This is a genomic window from Sphingobium olei (assembly GCF_042678845.1).
GTDB lineage: Bacteria > Pseudomonadota > Alphaproteobacteria > Sphingomonadales > Sphingomonadaceae > Sphingobium > Sphingobium olei.
Map to the genome: position 1 here is coordinate 298,442 of NZ_JBHTLS010000134.1, position 24,876 is coordinate 323,317.

Genomic DNA, 24,876 nt, shown 5'->3' on the forward strand with positions numbered 1-24,876 from the left:
GTTGAGCGAAACCATCGTCCCAGACAGCCAGGCGCGCGGATTGCTTGCCCGGTTGCCGGACACGCCCCGGATGCTGGCGCAGCTGGCGCGATTCGACCGGCCCATCGGCTGGTGGCTACTGTTCTGGCCCGGCGCCTGGGCCGTCGCGCTGGCGGGCGGAGCCTTCGCACGCTGGCCGCTGATCGCCTGGCTGCTGTTGGGCAGCATCGCGATGCGGGGCGCGGGATGCGTGTTCAACGACATTGTCGACCGCGACATCGACGGGAAGGTCGCGCGCACCGCCGTGCGCCCGCTCGCCAGCGGGGCCATGTCGATCAGGACGGCTTGGGTCTGGTTGGTGGCGCTGTGTCTTGTGGGACTGGTCGTGCTGCTGCAACTGCATCTTTATGCGCAGGTCGTGGCGCTGGGCAGCCTGGCGCTGGTCGCGGCCTATCCCTTCATGAAACGGATCACCGGATGGCCGCAGCTGTGGCTCGGCCTCGTCTTTTCCTGGGCGGCGCTGGTGGGATGGAGCGAGGTCGTGGGCGCGCTGACGCCGGCGGGGTTGACGCTCTATGCCGGATGCATCTTCTGGGTGGTGGGCTATGACACCATCTATGCGCTGCAGGATCGGGAGGACGACTCGCTGATCGGGATCGGATCGAGCGCCCTGTCGATGGGGCGGCATGTGCGGGCGGGCGTCGCTCTCTGCTACATGCTGGCGCTGGCGTTGTGGGCGGCGGCGATCTGGCAGGTGCGGGGCCAGGCGCTGGCACTCGCCACGCTGCTGCCGGTGACGGCGCATTTGCTGTGGCAGGTGGCAACGTTGAAGGAGGATGGCGTCGATCCGCTGGCGAAATTCCGGTCCAACCGCTTCGCCGGACTGCTGATGTTCCTCGCCTGCCTGACCGTGGGGAGCGCCGCATGACGCCGCAGCCGGGCCGCGATTGCTGGCGCATCGAGCGGGCCGACAGCGCCAGCGTCATCATTGACGCCGACAGCTATTTCCGCCACGCCCGCGCCGCGATGATGAAGGCGAAGCATCGCATCATGCTGATCGGATGGGATTTCGACGCGGCGATCAGCCTGATCCGCGAGGACGAGGCGGATGACGGCGCGCCGGTGGCCATCGGGGAATTCATCAGCTGGCTGGTGGAGCGCAGGCCGGAGCTGCACATCTTCCTGCTGCGCTGGGACGTGGGCGCGATGAAGTCCATGGTGCGCCCCACCAACCTGTTCACCACGCTCAAATGGATGGCGCATCCGCGCGTGACGGTGAAGCTGGACGGCCACCATCCGCCGGCGGCTTCCCACCATCAGAAGATCGTGGTGATCGACGACTGCTTTGCCTTTTGCGGCGGGATCGACATGACGGGCGACCGGTGGGACACGCGCCATCATCGCGACGAAGACCCCGGCCGGCACCATCCCGACGGGTCGCCCTACGGGCCGTGGCATGACGCCACCACTGCGCTGAAAGGCCCCGTGGCGGCGGCGCTGGGGGAACATGCGCGGTCCCGCTGGACGGGCGCGGGGGGCGATCCGCTGGAGCCCATTAAGGGGGTGCAGGATTGCTGGCCCGACACCCTGCCGGTGATGTTCGATCAGGTCGACGTGGCGATCGCCCGCACCGCGCCCAAGATGGACGATCAGGAGGAGCTGACCGAGATCGAGCAGCTTTACCTCAGCCAGATCGCCGTGGCGAAGCGGCACATCTACGCCGAAAGCCAATATTTCGCCTCGCGCCGCATTGCCGAGGCGATCGCCGCGCGGCTGGCCGAGCCGGACGGGCCGGAAATCGTCATCGTCAATCCCGAGCAGGCGGACGGCTGGCTGGAGCAGCAGGCGATGGACACGGCCCGCGCCCGCCTGTTCGAGGCGCTGAAGGCGCGCGATCCGAAAGGGCGGTTCCGCATCTATCACCCCTTCACCCAGCGGGGCGCGCCCATCTATGTCCACGCCAAGATATTGATCGTGGACGACCGGCTGATTCGTGTCGGCTCCTCCAACATGAACAACCGGTCGATGCGGTTGGACACGGAATGCGACGTCTGCATCGACACGGCACTGCCTGCCAATGCCGGGCAGCAGGCGACGATCCTGCGCGTCCGCGACGACCTGATCGCCGAACATCTCGACCTGCCGCCCGAGAGAGTGAGCGCCGTGATTGCCGAACGCGGGTTGATCGCGGGGATTGAGGAGTTGCGGCAGAAGCCCGGCAAGACGCTGCGCCCCTATCAGACGCCCGACCTCAACGAGGTGCAGCAATGGCTGGCCGACCATGAAGTGCTGGACCCGGAGGGCCCGGACGAGATGTTCGAGCCGGTGAGCGAACGCGGGCTGTTCCGGCGCATGAAGGGCTGGTTCGGGCGGAGCTAAAGCCGCGCCAGCGCATCGGCGATGCGGCCGACCGCGATGTCGAATCCCTCCACCTGCTGCGCGAAGCCAAGGCGCATGTGCGCGGGATGGCCGAAACAGTCGCCCGGCGCGAGCAGCACGCCTGCCCCGGCCAGTGTCTCGCACAAGGGCCGGCCGTCACGCCCATCGGTAAGCCAGGGGAAGGCCGTCGTGCCGCCTTCCGGCCGGACCCAATCGAGCTTGCCCTGCGAACCCGCGACAAGTTGGTCCAGCAGGGCGATGTTCGCCCCGGCGACGGCCTCCAGCCGGTCGAGGATAGACCGTGCGTTGGTCAGCGCATGGGCGGCGAGGCGTTCCAGCAGCGGCGAGGCGCTGATCGTGAAATAGCTGCGCGCATCGATGATGCTGGCGCGCCGGTCGGCATCCGCGTCGATGAGCCAGCCGGTGCGCAGGCCCGGCAGCGACAGCGCCTTCGACAGGTCGCTCGTCACCAGCACATTGGGGATGCCGGCGGCGGAGCGTTGCGGCGCGGTGAAGTAGAGCGGGTGATAGACTTCATCCACCAGAAGGGGCACGCGCCGTTCGCCAAGCTGCGCTGCCAGCGCCGCGATCTCGTCCCTTTGCATGACGGTGCCGGTCGGATTGTGCGGCGTGTTGAGGATGACGAGGCGGGTGCCCGCATCGACCTGCGCCAGGATGGCCTCCTTGCGCTGCGCGAAGCCATCCGCGCGGTCCAGCCGGTAGCGGCGCGTGGCAAGGCCCCACCCCTGCGCTACCGCATCATAGGCAGGGTAGCCGGGATCGGGCAGGACGATGTTCGCGCCCGGCCCGGCGGCGAGGCAGAAGAGGATCGAAAGCGCTTCCGACGACCCGGTGGTGGCGACGACCGCGTCGGGATCGACGTCGTGAAAGGCGGCGATGGCCTGCCGCAGCGGCGCGCTTCCCTGCGGCGGGGCGTAACTGAGCACCGTGTCCGCAAGATCGAGCGGCGCGTCGCCCAGCGCAGCGACCTGCGCCACGTTCCAGCGAGGGCCGGTGCTGGACGCGAGATTATAGGCGATGGGCGGCGTCGCGAAGTCATAGGCCGAAAGCCAGTGATCAAGCGCGAAAGGCGGAAGATGGGCCATGGTCGTTCCTTGTCGTTCCCGCGCGACGCTGGCGGTGGTGGGCGGCAGGATCAAGCACCGGCTGCGCGGGACTGGCCCTATTCCGCCGCGAGGAGGGCTTCGGCGCTTTGCAGGTTGACCGAGACGAGCCGGCTGACGCCGCGTTCGACCATGGTGACGCCGAACAGGCGGTGCATGCGCGCCATGCTGACCGCATTGTGGGTGACGATGAGGTAGCGCGTGTTGGTCTGCGCCACCATCGCGTCGAGCAGATCGCAGAAACGCTCGACATTGGCGTCGTCCAGCGGCGCGTCCACCTCGTCCAGCACGCAGATCGGCGCGGGGTTCGTCAGGAACAGGCCGAAGATGAGCGCGACGGCGGTCAGCGCCTGCTCGCCGCCTGACAACAAGGTCAGCGCGGCGAGTTTCTTGCCCGGCGGCTGGGCCATGATTTCCAGCCCCGCCTCCAGCGGATCGTCGCTGTCGATCAGCTCCAGATGCGCTTGGCCGCCGTTGAACAGGGTGGTGAAGAGGCGGCGGAAATGGCCGTCCACCGCCTCGAAAGCGGCGAGCAGGCGCTGGCGGCCTTCGCGGTTGAGGCTGCCGATCGAGCCGCGCAACTGGTTGATCGCGGTCGTGAGTTCGGCACTTTCGGTGCGGCTGGTTGCCTGCGTGGCTTCCAGTTCCTCCAGTTCCTTCGCGGCGACGAGGTTAACGGGGCCGATCCGTTCGCGCTCAGCCACGAAGCGGTCATGGTCGGCCTGCTCGGTTTGGGCGAGGCGGATGTCTGCGCTGGCGAAACCCAGTCTTTCGGGCAGGACGGGCGGTGGACATTCGAAGCGCTCGCCCGACAGGCGGTTGGTTTCGACCCGGCGCTCGTCGGCCGCTTCGGCGCGGGCGGCGGCGGTGGCACGGGCCTCGCGCGCGGCGGCAAGGCTCTCTCCAGCCTGCGCGGCGTGGGATTCGGCGGCTCGCAGGGCGTTCTCCGCCTCCTGCTCGGCGCGGCGAGCCTCTTCCGCCGCCGTCGCAAGTCGCGCGCCGTCATCCGTCAGGTCGGCGATCGCAGCGGCAAGCTGGTCCGGCTGCGCGTCGATGGCGGCGCGTTCCTTCGCGATCTCTTCGCCGCGTTCGACCATCGCCGCGATGCGCTTTGCCGCTTCGCCCGCGCGCGTGCGCCAGCCCTTCGCCTCCGCATCCGCCGCCGCCTGCCGCTCCCGGTCGGCGGAAAGGGCGCGGTCGGCCAGCGCCTGATCGGCCTGAAGCTGGCTGACGGCGGCGCGGGCCTTTTCGCTGGCCTGGCTGAGAGTCGCGACAAGCGCGCGGGTTTCGGCGCCGTCGGGCACGGCAAGGCGCGTGGCCTGTGCCTTGTCATGCTCGGCCTGTGCGGCGGCCTCGTCGCGGCGGGCCTCGGCGAGCCGTTCCTCCACGCCCTCGCGCCGGCCGGCAAGCCGTTCGAGCGCGGTCGTCGCCTCGTCGGCGGCGCGCAGCGCGGCGCGCAGCCGCTGGTCGGCCTGCCCCAGCGCCGTTCGCCCGGCCGCCAGCGATTGCGCTGCCGCCTGTTCGCGCGCGCGCGCCTCCTCCTGTGCTGCGACGGCCTCATCGACCTCCGCCTGTGCCGCAGGTCGCGCGGCGGCGAGCGCCTCCAGACGGTTGAGGCGGATCAGCCGTTCGGCAGCGGCCGCCCCGCCTTCCTCCGCGACATAGCCGTCCCAGCGGCGCAAGCGTCCGTCGCGGGTGACGAGTCGTTGCCCCACGGCGAGCGGTTGGCCCTCGTCCGTTGGCGCAACAAGGATTTGCGCGAGGCGACGCGCCAGTTCGGACGGAGCGGTGACATGGGCGGCAAGCGCCGTCGCGCTGGGGGGTAGCGGGGGATCGGTCGCCTGAGCCTGCGCTCCGGCCCAGCGGCGCTTGCCCTCCACGCCGACTGCCGCCTCCAGATCATCGCCGAGCGCGGCGGCGAGCGCGCGTTCGTAGCCCGGCGCGGCCTTCAGCCGGTCGAGCGCGCGCAGCTTCGACGCCACGCCGCTTTCCACGGCGCGTTTCAGTGCAGCAGCCTCGCTGTCGAGCGCGGCGAGAGCGGCCCGGGCGGAGGCGAGCGCCGATTCGGCGGCGGCGCGCGCCTCGGCTGCGGACTGGCGCTGGGCATCGGCGGATATGATCTCGGCTTCGGCAGCGTCGCGATCTGCTTGCGCTGCAGCTTGCGCCATGATCGCCTCGCTACGCTGCGCCTCCAGCGGGGCGGCGTCGGGCAAGGCGGCGGCTTCGGCGGCGAGGCGGGCGGCATCGCGCTGCGCCCGGTCCAGCCGGTTGCGCGCGGCGGCGAGCGCCGCTTCGGCGACTCGCAACTCCGCCTGCTCGGCCGCCTGCGTCGCCATGGCGCGGGCAAGCTCCAGTTCGGAGTCGCGCGCCGATGCTTCCGCCGTGGCGATGCGTGCGGCGAAATCGGGCCGCAGCTTCTCCGTTTCGGTGATGCGGCCCTTGAGGGTCGCGATCTCGGCGGTGAGGCGGGCGATCGCTTCGGCCGCATCATTGGCGAGCGTCCCTTCGCGCACCCGGTCTTCCTCCAGCCGGTCGGCCTGCTGCGCCAGGTCAGCAAGGCGACGGACGACCGATTCGCGTTCGGCGCGGAGTGCGGCGAGTCGGTGTCCGGCCTCGCTGGCGGCGTCGCGCGCGGTCTGTGCCGCAGCGCGGCGGTCCGCCAGCGCGGCGACGGCGGCCTGGGCCTGTGCCGTCGCGGCGGCCTGTCCCTGCTGGGCGGCGGTCACGGAGGCGTCGGCCTGTTTGGCTTCGGCGCGGGCGGCTTCCGCGCTGGCGTTCGCCTCCCGCCAGCGGGCGAAGAGGGTACGGCCTTCCGCGGTCCGGATCTGGTCGGACAGACGGATATAGCGTTCCGCCGCCTTCGCCTGACGGCGCAGGGCGTTGGCGCGCGCGTCCATGTCGAGCAGGATTTCGTCCAGCCGGGCAAGATTGGCCTCGGCCGCGCGCAATTTCTGTTCGGCATCCTTGCGGCGGACGTGGAGGCCCGCAATGCCGGCCGCTTCTTCCAACATGGCGCGCCGTTCCTGCGGGCGGGCGGCGATGGCGGCGGCGATGCGGCCCTGGCTGACCAGCGCGGGGCTGTGCGGACCGGTGGCGGCGTCGGCGAAGATCAGCGCCACGTCCTTCGCGCGAACGTCGCGGCCGTTGGCGCGGTAGGCGCTGCCTGCGCCACGTTCGATCCGGCGGGTGACTTCCAGTTCGCCATCCGCGCCCACATCGACTGCGGAGAAGAGTTCGCCCTGTTCCTGCACGGTGAGCAGCGCGACTTCGGCAAAGTCGCGCTGCGGGCGCGTGGCCGTGCCGGCGAAGATCACATCCTCCATGCCCGCGCCGCGCATGGACTTGGCGCTGGATTCGCCCATCACCCAGCGGATCGCTTCCAGGAGGTTGGACTTGCCGCAGCCATTAGGGCCGACGATGCCCGTCAGTCCCGGTTCGATCCGCAGTTCGGCGGGGTCGACGAAGCTCTTGAAGCCGGAGAGCTTGAGGCGCTTTATCTGCACGAGGGCGTGGCGGGACGGCGCGCCGTCCCTGCCCCCCTAGCCCGCGATGTCGCCCCCCCGTGCGTCAATCAGAGACCTGCTTCCTTGAGCTTGGGCTGAAGCGTCGCCCAGGTGGCGACATTGTCCACCAGCACGCCGTTGATCAGGAAGCTGGGCGTGCCCTGGATATTATATTGCGCGTTGGCGGCCTCGACTCCCTTGGCCAGCTTCTCGGCCGCCGCGGTGTCGGCCAGGCATTGCTTCGCCTGATCGGCGGACACGCCGCGCTGCTGCGCGAATTCGACCAGGCCCGCGATGTTGGCGATCGCGCCGAAGCGCTGCGCCGGCGGCATCGATTCGACCGCCTTGAACGCCGCGTCCTGACCTTGCACCTTGTCGAACATCGCCGCCTGATTGGCGAAGAACTGTTCCGACAGGGGGTAGAAGACATCCTTGCCGCCGCAGCGCGCCAGCAGCGCCGTCGTCAGGTCGATCGGATCGCGGACATAGGTGCGGAATTCGAAGTTCATCTTGCCGGTATCGACCAGCTTCTTGACCTCTTCCGATGCCTCGGCCGAAAAGTCGCGGCAGTGGCTGCAGGTGTAGGAGCCATATTCGACCAGCTTCACCTTGGCCGAAGGGTTGCCCATCAGGAAGGTGCCGTCGGGCGTCTGCGACACGGTCTGCGACCAGCTGGTCCCCGCAGGCGCGGGCACGGCGGCGACCGGATCGCCCGAAGGCTTGGCGCCCTCCTCGCTCTTGTTGCAGGCGGCAAGAGTCAGGCCGAGGGCGACGATGGCGATACCAGGCAGGATTTTCACGACGAGGCGCGCTCCAGTTAGAAAAGAATGGACAAGGCGTTTAGATCAGCGCGCGGGCGCGGGCAATGCGGCCTTCACGACGTCCCAGGTGGAGCCCTTCACCAGTGTGCCGTTGATGGTGAAGCCGGGCGTGCCGCCGATCTTCACCTTGTTCCACGCCTCGTCGGTCATGGCGAGCACCTGCTTCATCGATTGCGGGCTGGCGATGCACTGGTCGAGCTGGGCGTTGGTGAAGCCGCGCTTGTTCATGAGGGTGTAGAGACCCGTCTTCTGCCCGATATCCTTGAGCGCCGCCGTCTGGTCGGTCGGCTTGGTGGCGTCGCGATCGTAGGTTTCGAGCCGTTCCATCCAGGCGGGCTGGTTGGCGAACAGCGCCTCATGATTGCCCATGAAGCGGGCCGGACCGCCGCAACGGGCGAGCAGGGCGGCCGCCAGGTCATATTTGTCGCGCACGGCGTTGCGCACCTCCACCGCGACGGTGCCGCCCTTCACATAGTCGGCCTTGAGCGGTGCGCTCGCTTCCCCCACGAAATGGGCGCAGTGGGAACAGGTATAGCTCACATATTCCACCAGCTTCGTCGGCGCGGCGGGATTGCCCATATAATGGCCGCCGATGGGCGTCATTACGACCCGGCCGACCCAGTTGGCGGCGGGCGCGGCGACCAGAGCGGCGGGAATGGCGACGAGGGCAAGCGGCAGGAACGTCTTCATGGCGATGCTTTCTGATGCGGCACGGATGAACCGGACCGGAACTAGCCGATTTTCGGCAAACCGCTGCTGTTGGCAAGCCCCTGCGCCAGCGATTCGAGCACGGCGCGCAATTCGGGATCGCCGATGTCGCGGAGCGAATCGCCAAGTTCGACCGGAACGGGCTTGAGATTGCGAGGGGGCGGGCGGCGTTCGGGCGTGGCGGGCAGGATATCGCCCTGCCGCAGGGCGACCTTCGCCACGGCGGCATAGCCGAAGAAGCGATTCACCCGTTCGACGATGTCCGGCAGCATATGCTGGATCATGGGCGCGTGGCCGCTCATGACCGTCAGCTGGAGCGTGCCGCCCGCCTTCTTGCCCACCGGGAAGCGGATCGATTCGGGCGCGGAGATGGACGCATAATGTGCGCCGGCGATCTCCGCCCAGCGCGTCACGATGCTGGATTGTACGAAGCCGAACTTGCGGAAGGCGGCGCGGCCGATGTCTGGCATCAGGTCGGCGATGGCGCGCGGGCCGCCGGCGCGGGGGCGCTCTTCGGGCATGGCGCGGGTCTTCAATTTCGGTGAGGCGGGGCGTTCCGTCATGGCCGACTTAATGGCATAGGGCCGCCATGCGCGTCGAGGGCAGAGAGTCAAAAATAGCGGGCGAGTTGCTGGCCCATTATGACGTCCATGCGCGCAAGCTGCCTTGGCGCGCGCCGCCGGGGGCCAACGCTGCCGATCCCTATCGGGTGTGGCTGTCCGAAGTGATGCTGCAACAGACGACGGTGGCGGCGGTCGGCCCCTATTATGCGAAGTTTACCGAGCGCTGGCCGACCGTGGAAGTCCTGGCAGCTGCGGACGACGCGGACCTGATGGCGGCTTGGGCCGGCCTTGGCTATTATGCGCGGGCGCGCAACCTGCTGGCCTGCGCGCGTGCGGTGACGCGAGACCATGGCGGGCGGTTTCCGGCGACGGAAGAAGGGCTGCGCGCCCTGCCGGGAGTGGGCGCCTACACCGCCGCCGCCGTGGCCGCCATCGCCTTCGGCCAGCGGGCGGTGGTGGTGGACGCCAATGTCGAGCGGGTGGTCGCCCGACTGTTTGCGATTGGAACGCCCTTGCCCGCCGCCCGCCCCGCCATCCGTGCGGCCGCCGACCGGATCACGCCGGACACGCGCGCCGGGGATTTCGCGCAGGCGATGATGGATCTGGGGGCGACCGTCTGCACGCCGCGCAATCCGGCCTGCGGCCTGTGCCCGCTACGGGAGGATTGCGCCGCGTTCGCCACCGCCGATCCCGCCGCTTTCCCGGTCAAGCCGGCGAAGAAGGCAAAGCCGCATCGGTTAGGCCATGGCTGGTGGATGGAGCGGGACGGACATGTGTGGCTGGAGCGGCGACCGGAACGTGGCCTGCTCGGCGGGATGCGCGCGCTGCCCAGCGGCGCGTGGAGCGATGCGCCCGATCCCACGCCGCCCATCAATGCGGAATGGCGGACGCTGGCCGAGCCGGTCGGCCATGTCTTCACCCATTTCTCTCTGGCGTTGCGCGTCCATCATGCCCATGTGGATGCCGCGCCGGATGGCGAGGGCGAATGGTGGCCGATAGACCGGCTGGACGAGGCGGGATTGCCGACGCTGTTCGCCCGGGCGGCGGCGGCGGTGCGAAAGGAACGGGATGCACGGAACTGAAATCGGAAAGCCGCTTCCGGGCTTTGCAGGTGGGACGCTGGACCGGGTCGATCCGATCCGCAGCGATCCCGCGCGGCTGGCCGCCGCCTTTGCCGATCCCGCCACACGGCAGCTCGTTCTGGACGGGCTGGAGCCGGTCGAGGAAGACGGCCATCTCGTGCTGGAACCGGTCGAGCCGGGCGCGGACGTCGCGAACCATGTGCTGCTCGGCATCGATCCCCACGGCCGTCCGATCTTCGCGCGGCTGGTCGCCGATCTTGGTCCCGCCATGGTTCCCACGCCGCGCAGCCGCGCCATCGCCGGGCTGGTGCCGGCCGAGGAGGTCGCGCTGTACGGCACGGCGCGCAGCCTGGTGCACTGGCATGCGCGGCATCGCTTCTGCTCCGTATGCGGCGGCGCGACGAACCCGGCCAAGGCGGGCTGGGCACGCCGTTGCGAGCTTTGCGCCGCCGAACATTTCCCGCGCACCGACCCGGTCGTCATCATGCTGGCCGAACATCGCGGACGCGTGTTGGTGGGCCGGCAGCATAGCTGGCCGCAGGGCCGCTATTCGGCACTGGCCGGCTTCGTTGAGCCGGGCGAGACGATCGAGGAAGCGGTGGCCCGCGAAATATATGAGGAAGCGGGCGTTCGCGTGCGCAACGTGCGCTATGTGACGAGCCAGCCCTGGCCGTTCCCGTCTTCCCTGATGATCGCCTGCATCGCTCAGGCCGACGACGATACGCTGGCTGTCGATGCGAGCGAGATCGAACATGCTTTCTGGTGCGACGTTGAAGGCGTGCGCGCGGCGATGAACGAAGATCCCGCCGCGCCCTTCATCGCCCCTTCGCCCATGGCCGTCGCCTGGCATCTGCTGGACCATTGGCTGGCGAACGTTGCTCCTGGAACGGCAAGCGCCTAAGGCCGTTCCCTTTCCCCCTTAGCCCAGACAAGGACCATTTTCCCCCGATGCTCAGCCTAGACGAAGCCCAGTCGCGCGCGCAGGACCTGGTGAGCGCCGCGCGCAAGGCGGGCGCGGACGCAGCCGACACCATCTATGCCTGCAACGCGTCGACCAACGTGTCGGTGCGGCTGGGGGCGCTGGAGGATGTCGAGCGGTCCGAAGGCGAGGAGATCGGCCTGCGCGTCTTCATCGGCCAGCGGTCGGCCAGCATTTCCGCGTCGGACATGAACCCGGCGACGCTGGGGACGCTGGTGGAGCGTTGCATCGCGATGGCGCGCGAAGCGCCGGAAGACCCCTATGCAGGGCTGGCCCCGGAAGACAGGCTGCTGCGCAAGCGCCCGCCTTCGCTCGACCTGACGGACGAGGAGGAACCCGAGCCGGCGGCGCTGCGCGAACGCGCGCTGATGGCCGAGGATGCGGCCCGTTCCGTCCCCGGCGTTACCAACAGCGAGGGCGGCGGCGCATCCAGCGGGCGCAGCCAGGTGGCGCTGGCCACCAGCCATGGCTTTGCCGGCGCCTATGCGGGCACCAGCCATTCGACCTGGGCGAGCGTGCTCGCGGGCGCGGGATCGGACATGCAGCGCGACCATGCCAGCCATAATGTCCGCCATCTGGAGGATCTGGACGACGCGGAAACGATCGGCACCCGCGCCGGGCAGCGGGCCGTGGCGCGGCTCAATCCGGTGAAGGTGGAAAGCGGCGTCATGCCGATCATTTTCGATCCGCGCATCGGGTCCAGCCTGATCGGCCATCTGATCGGCGGCATCGTCGGCCCCGCTATCGCGCGGCGTTCGAGCTTCCTGCTCGACATGCTGGGCGAGGCGATCTTCGACGCCGGGGTCACCATTATCGACGACCCGCTGCTGCACCGGGGCCTGCGCTCTCGCCCGTTCGACGGCGAAGGGCTGCCGGTGGAACGGCGCGCGCTGATCGATCGGGGCGTGCTGACCGGATGGCTGATGGACAGCGCGTCGGCGCGCCAACTGGGACTGGAGCCGACCGGCCATGCCAGCCGCGGCGGCAGCGGCGCGCCCGGCGCCAGCGTCACCAACGTCCATATGGAGCCGGGCATTGCATCGCCGGGCGACCTGATGGCCGACGTGAAGCGCGGCCTGTACGTCACCGAACTGATCGGCATGGGCGTCAACGGCGTCACCGGCGATTATAGCCGGGGCGCGGCGGGATTCCTGATCGAAAATGGCGCGGTGGCGCATGCGGTGTCGGAAATCACCATCGCCGGCAATTTGAAGGACATGTTCCGCGCGCTGACGCCCGCCAGCGACCTGCAGTTCCGATATGCGATGAACGTGCCAACGCTGCGCATCGACGGGATGACCGTTGCCGGCGGATGACCCCTTCCTTCGCGCAGTGGTATCCGCCGCTGCTGACGCCGCCGACCACGCGCTGACGCTGTGGGCGGGGGGCGAAACCCGCGTGCGGCAATGGGAGAAGGTGCCCGGCCATCCGGTGTGCGAGGCCGACCTGGCCGTGGACGCCATGCTGCGCGAGCGGCTGGCGGCGATCGATCCGGGCGCGGGCTGGCTGTCGGAGGAGACCGCCGACACGGTGCACCGGCTGGGCGTCCCGCGCGTGTGGGTGGTCGATCCGATCGACGGCACGCGCGATTATCTGCGCGGCCGGCCGGGATGGGCGGTGTCCGTGGCGCTGGTGGAGGATGGCGCGGTGCGGCTGGGCGTGTTGGCTGCGCCCGCGCGCAACGAAACATGGATCGCGCAGGCGGGCAGGGGCGCGACGCGCAACGGTGTCCTGCTGCGCGCGGGGGACCGCACCCGGCTGCCGGGGGCGCGGGTGCCTGCCGACCAGTTGCCGCGCCAGGACCGCGATCTGGTGGCGGTGGCCAAGCCCAACAGCATCGCGCTGCGCATGGCGATGGTCGCTGCCGACGACGCCGATCTGGTGGCGACGGTGCGATGGGGCAATGAATGGGACGTTGCGGCGTCGGCGCTGATCTGCGCCGAAGCGGGCGCGGTCGTAACGGATGCGCTCGGCGTGCCGTTGCGTTTCAATCGGCCGCAGCCGACCGCCTTCGGGCTGCTTTGCGCCGCGCCGGGCATCCATGCCGCGGCCGTGGAGCGGCTGAAGCCGCGCGCGGTCGATATACTGGATCAGGCGCGCCCCTGATTGACTAGCCTGCCGGCTTGAGCGTGAGCGGGAGGCCGGCCGCAAGGAAGACCACCTCCGCGCAGGCGGCGGCGACACGCTGATTGACCAGGCCGGCTGCATCGCGGAACCGGCGGGCGAGCGCATTGTCCGGCACGATGCCGAGACCCACTTCGTTGGCGACGAGGATGACGGGGCCGGCCGCACGGGCCAGCGCGCCGATCAGATCGTCAGTCGCGCGCGTGACGTCATGGTCGCCGAGTATCAGGTTGGAGGTCCAGAGCGTGAGGCAATCGACCAGGATCACCCTGTCCGGCGCGGAACGGGCGTCGAGGGTTGCGGCGATATCAATGGGCGCTTCCACTGTATGCCAGCTAGCGCCCCGTTCCTGTCGATGGCGGGCGATGCGGTCGCGCATCTCATCGTCGAAGGGCTGCGCCGTCGCGATGAACAGGCGGTCAAGGCCGGTCGTTTCGGCACGCGCCTGAGCATGGCGGCTCTTGCCCGAACGTGCGCCGCCCAGGACGAGAAGCGTGCGAGTCATGCCGCCTCCCGGGCGATGGCGATCAGCGCGTCGATGTCGAGATGTTCCTCCAGTTCGGAAGCGATAGCATCGAGCGCGACATCGACGCTGGCGTCATAGTCGGCTCCGCTGCTGGCCGACCCCAATAGCCCCAGCAGCGCCCGCCGCATGTCGGCGCTGGCGAGCAGGCCATGGACATAGCTGCCCATGACGCGGCCTGACGGACTGACGGCTCCATCCACCCGACCGTCAACGAGATGCGCAAAGGGACGTTCGGTGTCGGGGCCCGATGTTTCGCCCATATGCATTTCATAGCCGGTGAAGTCCGCGCCAAGCGCTGTGCCGGCGACCCGCTTCAGCGTCTTGGCGGGGGACAGGCGGGTTTCGATGTCCAGCAGGCCAAGTCCAGCGACGGAGGCTGGCGGCCCTTCCAATCCCAACGGGTCCGCTACCGTGCGCCCCAGCATCTGATAGCCGCCGCACAGGCCCAGTGTTGCGCCGCCGCGCCGGTGATGGGCAAGGATGTCGATGTCCCATCCTTCCTGGCGCATTGCGTGGAGGTCGCCGATGGTCGCCTTCGACCCCGCCAGGATGATGAGCGTGGCGTCGGCCGGAACGGGCTGGCCCGGCGGGACCATCACGAGGCGCACGGCCGGTTCGAGCTTCAGCGGATCGAGATCGTCGAAATTGGAGATGTGCGGCAGGATGGGGCACGCGATCAGCAGCGCGTCACCAGACAGGGGTCGGCCGCGTTCGAGCATGACCGCATCCTCGCTGGGCAATTGTGCCGCGGCTGGCAGCCAGGGCACGATGCCGAAGCCGCGCCAGCCCGACAGCGCCTCCGTCTGCGCATAGCCGTCGCTGAAAAGCGCAGGATCGCCGCGAAATTTGTTGATGATGAAGCCGCAGATCATCGCCGCATCCTGTGGGTCGATCACGGTGCGGGTGCCGACGATGGCCGCGATCACGCCGCCCCGGTCGATGTCGCCGACCAGCACCACGGGAACGCTGGCCGCGCGCGCGAAGCCCATATTGGCGATGTCGCCGGCGCGCAGGTTGATTTCCGCCGGCGATCCCGCTCCTTCCACCACCACGAGGTCGCATGCCGCGCGCAGACGGCGATAGCTGGCCAGCACATCGGGAAGCAGCGGCGTGCGCGCCTGCCGGAAATTGCCGGTGCCCAGAGTCCCGCGCACCTTTCCATGGACGATGAGCTGGGATGTGCGATCCGCCTGGGGTTTCAGCAGCACGGGGTTCATGTCGCTGTGGGAATCGACCCGGCAGGCGAGCGCCTGGAGCGCCTGGGCGCGGCCGATCTCTCCGCCGTCAGCCGTCACGGCGGCGTTGTTGGACATATTCTGCGGCTTGAACGGCAAAACCCGCAGACCCCGGTTGGCGAGCGCACGGCAGAGACCCGCGACCAGCACCGACTTGCCGACGTCGGAGCCGGTGCCCTGCAGCATCACAGCGCCCATGCGACGCCCCCTGCGATGAGCCAGAGGAGCAAGCAGGCGCGGCGGTAGATGCGCAGAGCCCGGCGGATGTCCTGCGGACCCGCCGCTGCCCTGCCCCTGCCGATCCATGGCTTGTCCTGCATGACGCCGTCATAAGCGATCGGGCCGGCAAGACGAAGGCCGAGCGCGCCCGCCATCGCGGCTTCGGTCCAGCCGGCATTGGGCGAGGCGTGGAGGCGCGCGTCGCGTGCCATGGTACGCCAGCCGCTGCACCCTGCGACACAGATCAGCACGCCGCCGATACGCGCGGGAATGAGGTTCAGCGCGTCGTCCATCCGGGCGGCCGCCCAGCCGAACGCGCGCCAGCGTTCCTCGCGATGGCCGATGAGGCTGTCGGCAGTATTTACCGCCTTGTAAGCCCAGACGCCGGGCAGGCCGAGCGCCAGCAGCCAGAAGAGAGGCGCGGCGACACCGTCGCAATAGCTTTCCGACAGGCTTTCTATCGCGGCGCGAACGACGCCCGCTTCATCGAGCGTGGCGGTGTCGCGGCCGACGATCCTGCCGACGGCGGTGCGCGCTTGCGGAAGATCGCCGCCGCGCAACGCCCGCTCCACGGCGGACACATGGTCGTGGAGGCTGCGCTGGGCGAGCGCCGGCCAGGCGAAGAGGGCGAGAAGGGGCCACGCCACCGGGCCGGGAAGCTCATTCATCGCGCGCTGGATCAGCAAGGCAGGGCCGACGGACAGTAGCAGGAGCAGCGCGAGCGTCCCGATCCCGGCCAGCCTGCGTCGTGCAGACGGCAAAGACGGGCGGTTCCAATGACGCTCGCACCCGTCGATGAGGCGCGCGAAGGCTCCCACCGGATGGCCGGTGCGCCGGTAGAGCGCGGCAGGCCAGCCGATCGCGGCATCGAGGGCGAGAGCGGCGAGTGCCACTGGATCAGCCACCGGCCAACGCCTCCATCAGCCGGTCCAGCGCAGCGGCGTCGGGCGGCAGGCCGATGCGCAGCCATGCGGGGTTATCAGCGAAAGGCCGGGTCAGGATATGGCGGCGGGCGAGTCGCTCGAACAGCGTGGGGGCGTCTGGCACCTGCAGCAGGCGGAACAATGGACAGGCTCCGGTCGGAGCGAAGCCCATCGTCTGAAGACGGGCGTCGAGCCTGCTCGCCCGCAGCGCCAGTTGATCGCGCGTCGCTTCGATCCAGTCCCGATCGCGATAAGCGGCCGTGCCGATCGCGATGGCCGCCGCAGAGAGCGGCCATGCGCCCAGGCTTTGGCGGAGGCGCTCGAGAATAGGCGGCGCGGCCAAGACAAAGCCGAGGCGAACGCCGGCAAGGCCGAAATATTTGCCGAAGGAGCGGAAAAGGATCAGCCGATCGTTGCGAGCGACCTCGCTCGCCAGGCTGATGCCGGGGGATGCATCGGCAAAGGCTTCGTCGAGCAGCAGCCGGCCGCTGGTGCCCCTCCGGTCGAGCAGGTCGCGCATCCGGCTCCGATCCAGCACGCGGCCGTCTGGATTGTTGGGGTTGGCGAGGATCAGGGTTGCGCCATCCGCCTTTGCCATGTCCGTCAGCAGGAGTGGCGCGCTGCCACCCATTATTTCGGTATGGGTGCGGTAGGTCGGCATGAGGTGAAAGGCCAGTCCCGAAACGAGCTGGCCGATGAGGCGCAAACCGATCTCAGTCCCCGGCACGGCGCAGACATGGTGGGCGGCTACGCCGAAATGATCGGCAGCGGCGGCTTCGAGCGCGCGCAGGTCCGCTTCGTCGGGCAGGCGCGCCCAGTCTATGGCGAGCGGCGGCACCGGCCAGGGGTCGGGATTGATGCCGGTCGACAGGTCGAGCCAAGGTGCGCCCCCATCGCCGAAGGTCACGCGCGCAGCGGCGAGGCCGCCGCCATGCCAGGTCCAGCGGTCGCTCATCCGAGCGCTGCCCACAGAAGGGAGGCGAGCAGCAGGCCGCTTTCGATGAGTTCGATGCCTGCGCCATGGCCGTCACCCGAAATGCCGCCGATGCGGCGGCGCAGCCAAAGGCCCCAGAGCAGCAGCAGGAGAGGCGTCGCCACAAGCGCCGGCACGAAGCAGGAGGCGGCGATCAGGGAGAGGCTCCAGATCAGCAGATCGGACGTCCGCACGAACTGGCGGAAACGCGAGCCGAGTCCTTCATGCAAGGGTGGGAGCGTCCGGGTCCAGACGAGCGGCGCGATGCGCGCTGCGAAGGGGATCAGGACGAGGGGCAGGAGCAGGCTGCGTTCGAGGAGGGCATGGAGCAGGACCAGTTTGGTCACAAGCTGCGCCCCGATGGCGACGACGGCGAAGCTGCCGACATGCGGATCGGCGAGAATCGCGCGGAGATGCGCGCCGTCCTTGCCCTTATGCGCGGCACCGGCTGCATCGGCGATGTCGCCAAGCCCGTCGAGGTGCAGCGCGCCGGTGAGCAAGACCCATGTCAGCAGGGCCAGCAGCGCGCCGGTCCAGCCGTCGATCAGGCAGCCGAGCCGGGCGGACATCGTGATGAACAGGCCGAGGATCAGCCCGACCATCGGGAACCAGCGCATCGACCGGGCGAATGCCGCGTCGGTCACGGCGATGCGGGGCGTGGGCAGGCGCGTCAGGAACTGGATGGCGGCGATCAGGCCCTTCATGCGCGCAGTCCCACGATCTGCGCGCCGCCATGGGGCTCCGGCCAGATGCGGACGGTCAGCAAAGCCGCATAAGGAAGGTCGAAGAACCAGAGTTGCGCCGGCCCAAAGCCGCACAGACGGGCGAGCGCCGCACGCATCGCCCCACCATGGGTGAGGACGAGGATGTCGCCGGCAGGTCGCTCGCCAATGGCCGCGCCGACGCGGTCCACAAGGTCAGACCAGCGCTCGCCCTGCGGTGGGGGATGACGGTCAGGATCGTCGTAAAAGCGGGCGAGCGCTGGCGGATCGATGCTGGCCGGGTGCTGGCCGTCCCACGCGCCGAAGTCCAGCTCGCGCCAGCGGGGATCGACGGTGAGGGGATGTTCGTCGCGATCCGCGATGGCCTGCGCCGCCGCATGCGCACGGCGAAGGTCGGAACTCACGACCGCGTCCACGGCAAGGCCGCGCGTGCGTTCGAGACATGCGGCGATCCCTTCCGGCGTCGGCATGACGTCGGTCCTGCCCATGAGCAGGCCGGGCCTTTCAGGCGCGCCATGGCGCAGCAGGTGGAGCAGGCGCGCGCTCATGCCCTGGATGAAACGCCCGCTTCCGCGAAGGTCGCCATTTGGGCGTGAGTGGCGAGCGCGGCGCGGACGATCAGTGTCGCGACCGCCGCGCCGCTGCCCTCGCCAAGCCGCATGCCCAGGCGAAGAAGCGGCTCAAGGCCGAGCTTTTCAAGCAGCAGGCCGTGGCCCGGTTCGGCCGAACAATGGCCCGCCAGGCAATGATCGACGATGGCTGGGGTCGCGGCCGCCAGTGGCGCAACGGCGGCGCAGCTGATGAATCCATCGAGAATGACGGGAATGCCAAGCTGCCGCGCCCGCAACACCGCGCCGGCCATCGCGGCGATCTCTCGCCCGCCGACACGGCACAATGTGTCGAACGGGCTGTGCGGCGCGTCGGCGTGGAAGGCGAGTGCGTCCGCGACGACCTGGGTTTTCCTCTCGACACCGTCGCGATCAAGGCCAGTGCCCGGCCCCACCCAGTCCGACACCGCGCCGCCGAAGCTGCGCGCGGCAAGGGCCGCGGCGGCGGTCGAATTGCCGATGCCCATTTCGCCCAATATGATGGCGTGGAGGCCCGGTTCGACCGCTTCCGCGCCGATCGACAGGGCTGCCAGACATTCCGCTTCGGTCGTGGCGGGCGCGCGGGTGAAATCGGCGGTCGGGCGGTCAAGCTCTATCGGCAGGACACGGATCTCGAGATCGGCCAAGGTCGCTAGCGCGTTGATGGCCGCGCCTCCCGCCGCGAAATTGGCGACCATCTGCGCGGTGACCTCCGGTGGGAAGGCGCTGACCCCGTGCACCGCAACGCCATGGTTGCCAGCGAAGATGAGCGCCCTGCCCCGTTCCAGCATCGGCCTTTCCACGCCCTGCCAGCCGGCGAAGAAGAGGGCGATCTCCTCCAGCCGCGCCAGCGAGCCGGGCGGCTTGGTCAGTTGGGCCTGCCGCGCCCGCGCCGCCGCGATCGCACATGCGTCAGGAGAGGGCAGCGCGGACAGCGCCGCTTCGAACCGGCTGCGGGTCGAGGAGATCATGTGGCGACATATCCTTCCGGTGGCGATCGGGTGATGAAATGGCCCTTCACGCCCTCCGGCCATTCGGCATAGGGCACGCTGCCATGGTCGCTATCGGCATAGCGGGCCGCATAATCGAGGATGGCGCGCGCGGCATCCCGATCCGGGGCGAAGCGGCCCAACACATAGCTGACCTTGCCGGGCGCGCGCAGATGGACGGTGCAATGATCCCCGCAGGCGAAGAGGCAGGGCATGTCATGGATGGCGATGCCGGCATAGCGCGTGTCCGTCGCCGCCAGCGCGCGGAGCGCTTCCCCGAGGCGCGCGCCGCCGCGCACGCCGCGATCATCGTCCCGCGCCTGCGCCGAAAAGCGGCAGGTGCTGCAAACGACGACAGCGGTTCCGCCTTCCTCTGCCTTCAGCATCGGAGCGCCCCCATCAGAAGCGGCCCCGCAAGCCGGCATAGACGCTGCGGCCCAGCGACCCATAGCGGTAGGCGGTCATGTAGCTTTCGTCGAACAGATTCTCGACCCGGGCGAACAGGCGCAGATTGTCGTGCAGCGCGACTTCTGCGCGCAGATCGACCAGCGTGTAGCCGTCAAGGCGCTGCGTGTTGGACGCATTGTCGAAACTGTGGCCCGACCAGCGCAGGGCCGCCCCGGTGGTGAGACCAAATGGCCAAGCGTAGCTGATCGAGGCATTCGCCTGATTGCGGGGGCGGCGCGGCAGCCAACGGCCGAAATTAGCGCCGGGCGAGCGGTCCTCCGCCACGGTCCAGCTATAATTGCCGTCGAGGATCAGGCCCTTGACCGGCTCCACGCTGGCCTGCGCCTCTATGCCGTGCGCCTTCGCGCGGGCGACATTCTGATAATAGCCGCTGCGGCGGATGGTGGTGCTGCCCGGCTGGAGGCAGAGGGGCAAGCTGGATGTCGCCGAGCAACTGTTGAAGATGATCTGGTCGCGCGTGGTGCGTTCGAACCATGCGCCGCCTAGCCGTATCCTGCCGTCGAGGAAGTGCTGCTCCACACCCGCATCCCAGCCATGGGCGCGTTCGGGGTTGAGCGCCTGGTTCCCATATTCGGAAAAGAGCTGGTAAAGCGTCGGTGCCTTGAACCCCTCGCCATAATTGGCGCGCAGGACGGTGCCGGTGGGCAGAGCCCAGACCGCGCCCGCCGAACCCAATGTCTGGCCGCCGAAGCGGTTGTGATCGTCATGCCGCACGCCTACGGTCAGGGTGAGGCCGGTCAGCAGTTCGGCCGACAACTGGCCGTAGACGCTGCTGATCTCCGCCCGGCCGCGCACCGCCGGAGGGATGGGCACGGCAAGCGAGGATGGCGGCGACACGCTGCGGAAGCGGGAGCGTTCATTTTCCACCCCGAACTGTGCAGTCCATGTGTCGCTGATCGCGAAGCTGCCTTGATATTCCAGCCGCTGGTTGCGGCCGGCCGAATCGAATGTCCTAGTTCGCGGCAGGCGGGGATCGAAATTGTCCCGGTCGGTGTCGGTATAGCCATAGCCGATGCGATTGCGGAACCGGCCGTCGAGAAGGTCGAGCCGCAAGCCCGCATAGCCGACGAATTCCCGATTGGTGCCATAGGCGGGGTTGTCGCCGCTGAAAGCGTCGAATGCGTTGCGCCCGCTGGAATAATAGCCGCGCAGGTCGGCAACGAGGCTGGCCGCCAGGGCGATTTCCGCGCGGCCGGTCAATTGGCGATTGTGGTAGCCATCCGCTTCCCGGCCGCCGAAGGCAGGGGCGATGGCTGAAATGCCGGCGGTGGTGAAGCTCTGCCCGCCGATGCGCCAGCGCAACGGTCCGCTGACGCCGCCGATCGCCGCGCGCGCGCTGACCGTGTCGCGCGAGCCGGCCTCTATGTCGAAGCTGCCCTCCATCGCCTTGGTAGGCAGCGGCGTGACGACGTTGACGACGCCGCCGATCGCCTGGCTTCCCCATAGGATCGACTGCGGCCCCCGCAGTATCTCGATCCGGCTGGCGTCGCCCACCAGCAGGTTGGCGAAATTATAGCCGCCGCCCGCCGAGGACGGGTCGTTCAGCTTCACGCCGTCAATGACGACCACGGTCTGGTCGCTTTCCGCGCCGCGGATGCGCAGCGAAGTGGATGTGCCGTAGCCGCCGTTGCGCGACATGCTGACGCCCGGCGTCCGCAGCAGCAATTCGGTGACGCCGATGTCCTGCGCGCGGTCGATCGCCGCCTTGTCGAGCGCGGTGATCGACGCCGCCACCTTGTCGAGCGGCAGGGCGAGGCGGGTGGCGGTTACGAAGATGTCCGGGCGATCTGGCTCATCGGTGGCGGCGGTGCCGGTGGTAGCGGCGGCGTCCGGCGGCGGCGCGGTCTGGTCGGCGGCGGCATCGCCAAGCGGGACGGACGAAAGCAGGAAAACAAGCGCAGTCAAAGTCGACATATGTACAGCCCAAGCAGGACGGGCCGCATCGCGCGGGGTCATGCCGGGCCGAAGGCGCGACGCTTCCCCCGCAGCCATGCGGTTCCGAGCGTTCTGCCGTCATGCGGGTTCACCCCCGTCCGCCCGGCACACCCTGTCCGCGCGAAAGACGACTGCAGCAGGCAGGTCTCCTGGCTAGCGGGTCGGTGCCGATTGGCCGCCTTCTCGGGACGTGCGTCCCAATGGCGATTGGCCAATGGCTCTCCGCTTACAGTTGCAGGGGCAGCCGGGGTTTTCCCGTTCCCTTTTCATCCCCCGTCCGAGGGAACCTGTTGCATCGCCGCCGATAGGCAGGTGGCCGGCAAAGGTCAATCGTTCGTTACGCGGCCGGTCGGAATGATCGTCGACTTGCCTGCGGACAGGTCGATGTCGGCGTCTATGCCATAGACCGCGCGCAGCCGATCGGCGGTCAGCACCTCCGCCGGTGTCCCCTGCGCTACGAGGGTGCCCCTGTCGATCAGCAGGATGCGGTCGCAATAGCGCGCCGCCATCGTCAGGTCGTGCAGCACGGCGACGACGGTCGATTCCCGTCGCGCCTCTTGCCGAAGCAAATCCATGACGTCGATCTGATGTCCCGGGTCGAGCGAGGCGAGCGGCTCGTCGACGGCGAGCGCCGGCGCCCCCACGGCGAGCGCACGGGCGAGCATGACCCGCGCCCGCTCTCCGCCCGACAGCCGGGCCGCGTCCCTGTCCGCGAGGTGCAGGATGTCGGCCCGCGCCATCGCCTCGCCGATTGCAGCCTGATCCGCCGCGCCGATGCGCGACAAGGGGGCAAGGTGCGGCAGGCGGCCAAGCGCGACGACCCGCGCGACGCTGAGCGGCCAGTGCAGCGTCTGGCCCTGGGGCAGATAGGCGATGCGGCGCGCAAGGTCGCGCGGCGCAACTTCCGCCAGACTCTGCCCGTCGATGACGATATCGCCCCGCGCGATAGGGGTGAGGCCGAGCATGGCCCGCATCAGCGTGGATTTTCCCGCGCCGTTGGGTCCGAGGATGCCGGTGAACAGGCCGGGCGCGAAATCCGCGTCGATGGCGTGCAAGATCGTTCGGCGGCCAAGCGCGACCGAGAGCTGGCGAACGGCGATGCTCACCATGTGCGGCGCTCCCTGAGCAGATGGAGGAGGAAGACGGGCACGCCTAGGAAGGCCGTCACCACCCCGAGCTTGAGTTCATTGGTGGTAGGGGTCAGCCGGACGAGAATGTCTGCCGCAGCCAGCAGCACCGCCCCGCCAAGCAGCGATGGAAGGAGGATCGCGGACGGGCTTCGGTCGGTCAGCGGGCGGACGATGTGCGGGACAATGAGGCCGACGAAGCCGATGGCACCCGACACGGCGACGGCGCCCCCCACACCGATCGCGACACCCAGCAGCAGGCGAAGGCGCGTCCGGCGCAGGTCGACGCCGAGCGAGCGCGCACCATCCTCGCCCAGCGACAGCGCGTCCAGCGCCCGTCCATCCAACAGCAACAACCCCGCGCCCAGCAGGATGCAGGGAAGCGCGATCCAGACATGCTCCATCGACCGGTTTTCGATCGATCCGAGCAGCCATGTCATGATCTCCATCGCGGCGAAGGGGTTGGGAGACAGGTTGAGCGCCAGGCTGATCCCCGCTCCGGCGAGCGTCGAGATGGCGATCCCCGCGAGAATGAGGCTGAGCGGACTTTCCGACCGGCCGCTGAGCGCGAACAGCGCCAGCAGCGCCAGTAGCGCGGCCAGGATCGCCAGCAGCGGGAGCGCAACAGGATGCGCGACATAGAGGCCGAAATAGATCGCGCCCACAGCACCTAGCGCCGCTGCGTTGGACGCGCCCAATACGGAGGGTTCGGCGAGCGGATTGCGCAGATAGCCTTGCAGCACCGCGCCGGCGAGACCGAGCATTCCGCCCACGATCAGGCCGACGATCGTGCGCGGCAGGCGCAGGTCGAACAGGATGGTTGCGGCGACCCGGTCGCCATGGCCCAGCAGAGCCGCGCCGATCCGCTCGGGACCGAGAGCCACCGGGCCGAAGGCGAGCGACGCGATAGTGACCGCCACCAGCCCGGCGGTAAGCACCGGGATCAGGGCGCGGCGGCGCGAGGGGGGAATGTCAGGATTATCCACAATGCCTCGCAATATGGGCGTGAGCCGTGTCTCTTGTGTCGTCATGCCGGAACGTTATGGACGTTTCGCCATGAAGCCTTTCCTTCCTGTCCCGGTCCGTCAGATGATCGGCAGCCTGATGCTGTTGCTGTGCGGCGGCGCGACCAGCGCAACGCTTCCCACGGGGGTCGGACAGTCCAGAGCCGCCGCTCCGCGTCGGATCGTGTCGCTCAACCTGTGCGCCGATCAGCTGGTGCTGGCGCTGGCCGATCGCAGCCAGATCGCCGGCCTGACGCACAATGCGACCGACGTCGAGATGTCTGCCGCTGCTGCGCAGGCAAGGGGGCTGCCCCTCCTGAGCGGATCGGCAGAAGAGGCGCTCGCGGCTGACCCGGACCTGATCGTCGGCATGTCGCCACATCGCCATCCTGCCGCCGCCGCGCTGGACCCGGCGCGCTACGCCGTCGTCGACCTGAAATCCGCGGACACCTATGAGGCCATCGTCGCATCGATCCGCCAGGTTGCCAAGGCGGTGGGTCACAAGGCGCGCGGCGAGGCGCTGATCGCCGGCATGAACGCGGATCTGGCGCGGATCGGCCGGGCGCGGCCGGGACTCGTCGCGGCCTATTATCAGCGGCGAGGTTACATGACCGGCACGGGCACGCTGATCGACGAGCTGATGCAGCGGGTGGGCCTTACCAACCTGGCCGCGAAGATCGACAAGCCCCCGCTGTCGCAAATGAGTCTGGAGGAGATGGCCGCTTCCCGGCCCGATTATCTGATCCTGGAAAGCGCCACCGACACAGTGGCCGATCAGGGGACCGAGATGCTGCATCACCCCGCCCTCGCCGGCATCAAGCGCATCAGCATCCCGCAGGCATGGACGGTGTGCGGCGGCCCCGCCTATGTGAAGGCGGCGCGGGCGCTGGCGGCGGCGCGCTAGGG

General features: G+C 69.0%; 23 protein-coding genes and 1 riboswitch. Of the genes, 7 read left to right on the forward strand and 16 right to left on the reverse strand.

Annotated features, from left to right (window positions below):
* Position 1: 1 nt before the first annotated feature.
* Together ubiA and ACFQ24_RS19430 are read left to right on the forward strand one after the other, a co-directional pair.
* A complete protein-coding gene (gene ubiA / locus ACFQ24_RS19425) occupies positions 2–907 on the forward strand; it encodes a 4-hydroxybenzoate octaprenyltransferase (RefSeq protein ID WP_380914226.1) in 906 nt (301 codons plus the stop codon).
* Positions 904–2,358 (forward strand): phospholipase D-like domain-containing protein, encoded by a 1,455-nt coding sequence (locus tag ACFQ24_RS19430; protein WP_380914228.1) that lies wholly within the window; start codon positions 904–906, stop codon positions 2,356–2,358. Before ubiA ends, ACFQ24_RS19430 begins: the two co-directional genes overlap by 4 nt.
* Here ACFQ24_RS19430 and ACFQ24_RS19435 read toward each other — a convergent pair.
* From ACFQ24_RS19435 to ACFQ24_RS19455, 5 genes are all read right to left on the reverse strand, one after another.
* A complete protein-coding gene (locus ACFQ24_RS19435; RefSeq protein WP_380914230.1) occupies positions 2,355–3,464 on the reverse strand; it encodes an aminotransferase class I/II-fold pyridoxal phosphate-dependent enzyme in 1,110 nt (369 codons plus the stop codon). The two genes, ACFQ24_RS19430 and ACFQ24_RS19435, sit on opposite strands and share 4 nt — an antisense overlap.
* Positions 3,465–3,541: 77 nt before the next feature.
* Positions 3,542–6,985: a chromosome segregation protein SMC gene (gene smc / locus ACFQ24_RS19440; protein WP_380914232.1), complete on the reverse strand. Its 3,444-nt coding sequence runs from the start codon at positions 6,983–6,985 to the stop codon at positions 3,542–3,544.
* Positions 6,986–7,053: 68 nt separating this feature from the next.
* On the reverse strand, positions 7,054–7,785 hold the full coding sequence (locus tag ACFQ24_RS19445) for a thioredoxin domain-containing protein (protein ID WP_380914234.1): 732 nt from the start codon (positions 7,783–7,785) through the stop codon (positions 7,054–7,056).
* A gap of 45 nt (positions 7,786–7,830) precedes the next feature.
* On the reverse strand, positions 7,831–8,496 hold the full coding sequence (locus ACFQ24_RS19450; RefSeq protein WP_380914236.1) for a thioredoxin domain-containing protein: 666 nt from the start codon (positions 8,494–8,496) through the stop codon (positions 7,831–7,833).
* Positions 8,497–8,537: 41 nt separating this feature from the next.
* Entirely contained in the window at positions 8,538–9,077 is a 540-nt protein-coding gene (locus ACFQ24_RS19455; RefSeq protein WP_380914238.1) for a DUF721 domain-containing protein, read from the reverse strand.
* A 26-nt stretch (positions 9,078–9,103) separates the two neighbouring features.
* Here ACFQ24_RS19455 and ACFQ24_RS19460 point away from each other — a divergent pair, with 26 nt between their 5' ends.
* The 4 genes from ACFQ24_RS19460 to ACFQ24_RS19475 are packed head-to-tail and all read left to right on the forward strand — an operon-like array spanning position 9,104 to position 13,244.
* Positions 9,104–10,159 carry an A/G-specific adenine glycosylase gene (locus ACFQ24_RS19460; RefSeq protein ID WP_380914240.1) on the forward strand — a complete coding sequence of 352 codons (1,056 nt, stop codon included), beginning with the start codon at positions 9,104–9,106 and terminating at the stop codon, positions 10,157–10,159.
* Positions 10,146–11,060: an NAD(+) diphosphatase gene (gene nudC / locus ACFQ24_RS19465; protein ID WP_380914242.1), complete on the forward strand. Its 915-nt coding sequence runs from the start codon at positions 10,146–10,148 to the stop codon at positions 11,058–11,060. The genes ACFQ24_RS19460 and nudC overlap by 14 nt, the downstream gene beginning before the upstream one ends.
* Before the next feature lie 47 nt (positions 11,061–11,107).
* Positions 11,108–12,454, forward strand: a complete 1,347-nt coding sequence (locus tag ACFQ24_RS19470; protein WP_380914244.1) for a TldD/PmbA family protein — start codon at positions 11,108–11,110, stop codon at positions 12,452–12,454.
* Positions 12,441–13,244 (forward strand): inositol monophosphatase family protein, encoded by an 804-nt coding sequence (locus tag ACFQ24_RS19475; RefSeq protein WP_380914246.1) that lies wholly within the window; start codon positions 12,441–12,443, stop codon positions 13,242–13,244. Before ACFQ24_RS19470 ends, ACFQ24_RS19475 begins: the two co-directional genes overlap by 14 nt.
* A 4-nt stretch (positions 13,245–13,248) precedes the next feature.
* Here the strand turns inward: ACFQ24_RS19475 and cobU are convergent, their stop codons facing one another.
* From cobU to ACFQ24_RS19530, 11 genes are all read right to left on the reverse strand, one after another.
* Positions 13,249–13,767: a bifunctional adenosylcobinamide kinase/adenosylcobinamide-phosphate guanylyltransferase gene (gene cobU, locus ACFQ24_RS19480; RefSeq protein ID WP_380914248.1), complete on the reverse strand. Its 519-nt coding sequence runs from the start codon at positions 13,765–13,767 to the stop codon at positions 13,249–13,251.
* Positions 13,764–15,221 carry a cobyric acid synthase gene (locus ACFQ24_RS19485; RefSeq protein WP_380914250.1) on the reverse strand — a complete coding sequence of 486 codons (1,458 nt, stop codon included), beginning with the start codon at positions 15,219–15,221 and terminating at the stop codon, positions 13,764–13,766. The genes cobU and ACFQ24_RS19485 overlap by 4 nt, the downstream gene beginning before the upstream one ends.
* Positions 15,209–16,147, reverse strand: a complete 939-nt coding sequence (cbiB, locus tag ACFQ24_RS19490) for an adenosylcobinamide-phosphate synthase CbiB (protein WP_380914252.1) — start codon at positions 16,145–16,147, stop codon at positions 15,209–15,211. Before cbiB ends, ACFQ24_RS19485 begins: the two co-directional genes overlap by 13 nt.
* Positions 16,140–17,120 carry a threonine-phosphate decarboxylase gene (locus tag ACFQ24_RS19495; RefSeq protein ID WP_380914254.1) on the reverse strand — a complete coding sequence of 327 codons (981 nt, stop codon included), beginning with the start codon at positions 17,118–17,120 and terminating at the stop codon, positions 16,140–16,142. The genes cbiB and ACFQ24_RS19495 overlap by 8 nt, the downstream gene beginning before the upstream one ends.
* A complete protein-coding gene (locus ACFQ24_RS19500) occupies positions 17,117–17,842 on the reverse strand; it encodes an adenosylcobinamide-GDP ribazoletransferase (protein ID WP_380914256.1) in 726 nt (241 codons plus the stop codon). The genes ACFQ24_RS19495 and ACFQ24_RS19500 overlap by 4 nt, the downstream gene beginning before the upstream one ends.
* Positions 17,839–18,408, reverse strand: a complete 570-nt coding sequence (locus ACFQ24_RS19505; protein WP_380914258.1) for a histidine phosphatase family protein — start codon at positions 18,406–18,408, stop codon at positions 17,839–17,841. The genes ACFQ24_RS19500 and ACFQ24_RS19505 overlap by 4 nt, the downstream gene beginning before the upstream one ends.
* A complete protein-coding gene (gene cobT, locus ACFQ24_RS19510; RefSeq protein ID WP_380914260.1) occupies positions 18,405–19,418 on the reverse strand; it encodes a nicotinate-nucleotide--dimethylbenzimidazole phosphoribosyltransferase in 1,014 nt (337 codons plus the stop codon). Before cobT ends, ACFQ24_RS19505 begins: the two co-directional genes overlap by 4 nt.
* On the reverse strand, positions 19,415–19,822 hold the full coding sequence (locus ACFQ24_RS19515) for a DUF1636 domain-containing protein (RefSeq protein WP_380914262.1): 408 nt from the start codon (positions 19,820–19,822) through the stop codon (positions 19,415–19,417). The genes cobT and ACFQ24_RS19515 overlap by 4 nt, the downstream gene beginning before the upstream one ends.
* Positions 19,823–19,835: 13 nt before the next feature.
* The gene (locus ACFQ24_RS19520; protein ID WP_380914264.1) at positions 19,836–21,818 is read right to left on the reverse strand and encodes a TonB-dependent receptor; all 1,983 of its coding nucleotides are present in this window, start codon (positions 21,816–21,818) and stop codon (positions 19,836–19,838) included.
* 143 nt (positions 21,819–21,961) lie between these two features.
* Positions 21,962–22,145, reverse strand: a riboswitch (cobalamin riboswitch).
* Positions 22,146–22,165: 20 nt separating this feature from the next.
* Positions 22,166–22,948, reverse strand: coding sequence for an ABC transporter ATP-binding protein (locus ACFQ24_RS19525; protein ID WP_380914266.1), 783 nt, complete (start codon positions 22,946–22,948; stop codon positions 22,166–22,168).
* On the reverse strand, positions 22,942–23,952 hold the full coding sequence (locus ACFQ24_RS19530) for a FecCD family ABC transporter permease (RefSeq protein WP_380914268.1): 1,011 nt from the start codon (positions 23,950–23,952) through the stop codon (positions 22,942–22,944). The genes ACFQ24_RS19525 and ACFQ24_RS19530 overlap by 7 nt, the downstream gene beginning before the upstream one ends.
* A 70-nt stretch (positions 23,953–24,022) precedes the next feature.
* On the opposite strand from ACFQ24_RS19530, the gene ACFQ24_RS19535 reads away from it, so the two are divergent.
* Positions 24,023–24,874, forward strand: coding sequence for an ABC transporter substrate-binding protein (locus tag ACFQ24_RS19535; RefSeq protein WP_380914270.1), 852 nt, complete (start codon positions 24,023–24,025; stop codon positions 24,872–24,874).
* Positions 24,875–24,876: the final 2 nt, after the last annotated feature.

Excerpts from the sequence above, each read along its gene's own strand:
- ACFQ24_RS19515 (WP_380914262.1), bottom strand. The coding sequence starts at position 19,822 with ATGCTGAAGGCAGAGGAAGGCGGAACCGCTGTCGTCGTTTGCAGCACC.
- ACFQ24_RS19500 (WP_380914256.1), bottom strand. The coding sequence starts at position 17,842 with ATGAAGGGCCTGATCGCCGCCATCCAGTTCCTGACGCGCCTGCCCACG.
- ACFQ24_RS19435 (WP_380914230.1), bottom strand. The coding sequence starts at position 3,464 with ATGGCCCATCTTCCGCCTTTCGCGCTTGATCACTGGCTTTCGGCCTAT.
- cobU (WP_380914248.1), bottom strand. The coding sequence starts at position 13,767 with ATGACTCGCACGCTTCTCGTCCTGGGCGGCGCACGTTCGGGCAAGAGC.
- ACFQ24_RS19505 (WP_380914258.1), bottom strand. The coding sequence starts at position 18,408 with ATGAGCGCGCGCCTGCTCCACCTGCTGCGCCATGGCGCGCCTGAAAGG.
- ACFQ24_RS19455 (WP_380914238.1), bottom strand. The coding sequence starts at position 9,077 with ATGACGGAACGCCCCGCCTCACCGAAATTGAAGACCCGCGCCATGCCC.
- ACFQ24_RS19535 (WP_380914270.1), top strand. The coding sequence starts at position 24,023 with ATGAAGCCTTTCCTTCCTGTCCCGGTCCGTCAGATGATCGGCAGCCTG.
- ACFQ24_RS19450 (WP_380914236.1), bottom strand. The coding sequence starts at position 8,496 with ATGAAGACGTTCCTGCCGCTTGCCCTCGTCGCCATTCCCGCCGCTCTG.
- ACFQ24_RS19470 (WP_380914244.1), top strand. The coding sequence starts at position 11,108 with ATGCTCAGCCTAGACGAAGCCCAGTCGCGCGCGCAGGACCTGGTGAGC.
- cobT (WP_380914260.1), bottom strand. The coding sequence starts at position 19,418 with ATGATCTCCTCGACCCGCAGCCGGTTCGAAGCGGCGCTGTCCGCGCTG.
- ACFQ24_RS19430 (WP_380914228.1), top strand. The coding sequence starts at position 904 with ATGACGCCGCAGCCGGGCCGCGATTGCTGGCGCATCGAGCGGGCCGAC.
- ACFQ24_RS19520 (WP_380914264.1), bottom strand. The coding sequence starts at position 21,818 with ATGTCGACTTTGACTGCGCTTGTTTTCCTGCTTTCGTCCGTCCCGCTT.
- ACFQ24_RS19525 (WP_380914266.1), bottom strand. The coding sequence starts at position 22,948 with ATGGTGAGCATCGCCGTTCGCCAGCTCTCGGTCGCGCTTGGCCGCCGA.
- ACFQ24_RS19460 (WP_380914240.1), top strand. The coding sequence starts at position 9,104 with ATGCGCGTCGAGGGCAGAGAGTCAAAAATAGCGGGCGAGTTGCTGGCC.
- ACFQ24_RS19485 (WP_380914250.1), bottom strand. The coding sequence starts at position 15,221 with ATGGGCGCTGTGATGCTGCAGGGCACCGGCTCCGACGTCGGCAAGTCG.
- nudC (WP_380914242.1), top strand. The coding sequence starts at position 10,146 with ATGCACGGAACTGAAATCGGAAAGCCGCTTCCGGGCTTTGCAGGTGGG.
- ACFQ24_RS19495 (WP_380914254.1), bottom strand. The coding sequence starts at position 17,120 with ATGAGCGACCGCTGGACCTGGCATGGCGGCGGCCTCGCCGCTGCGCGC.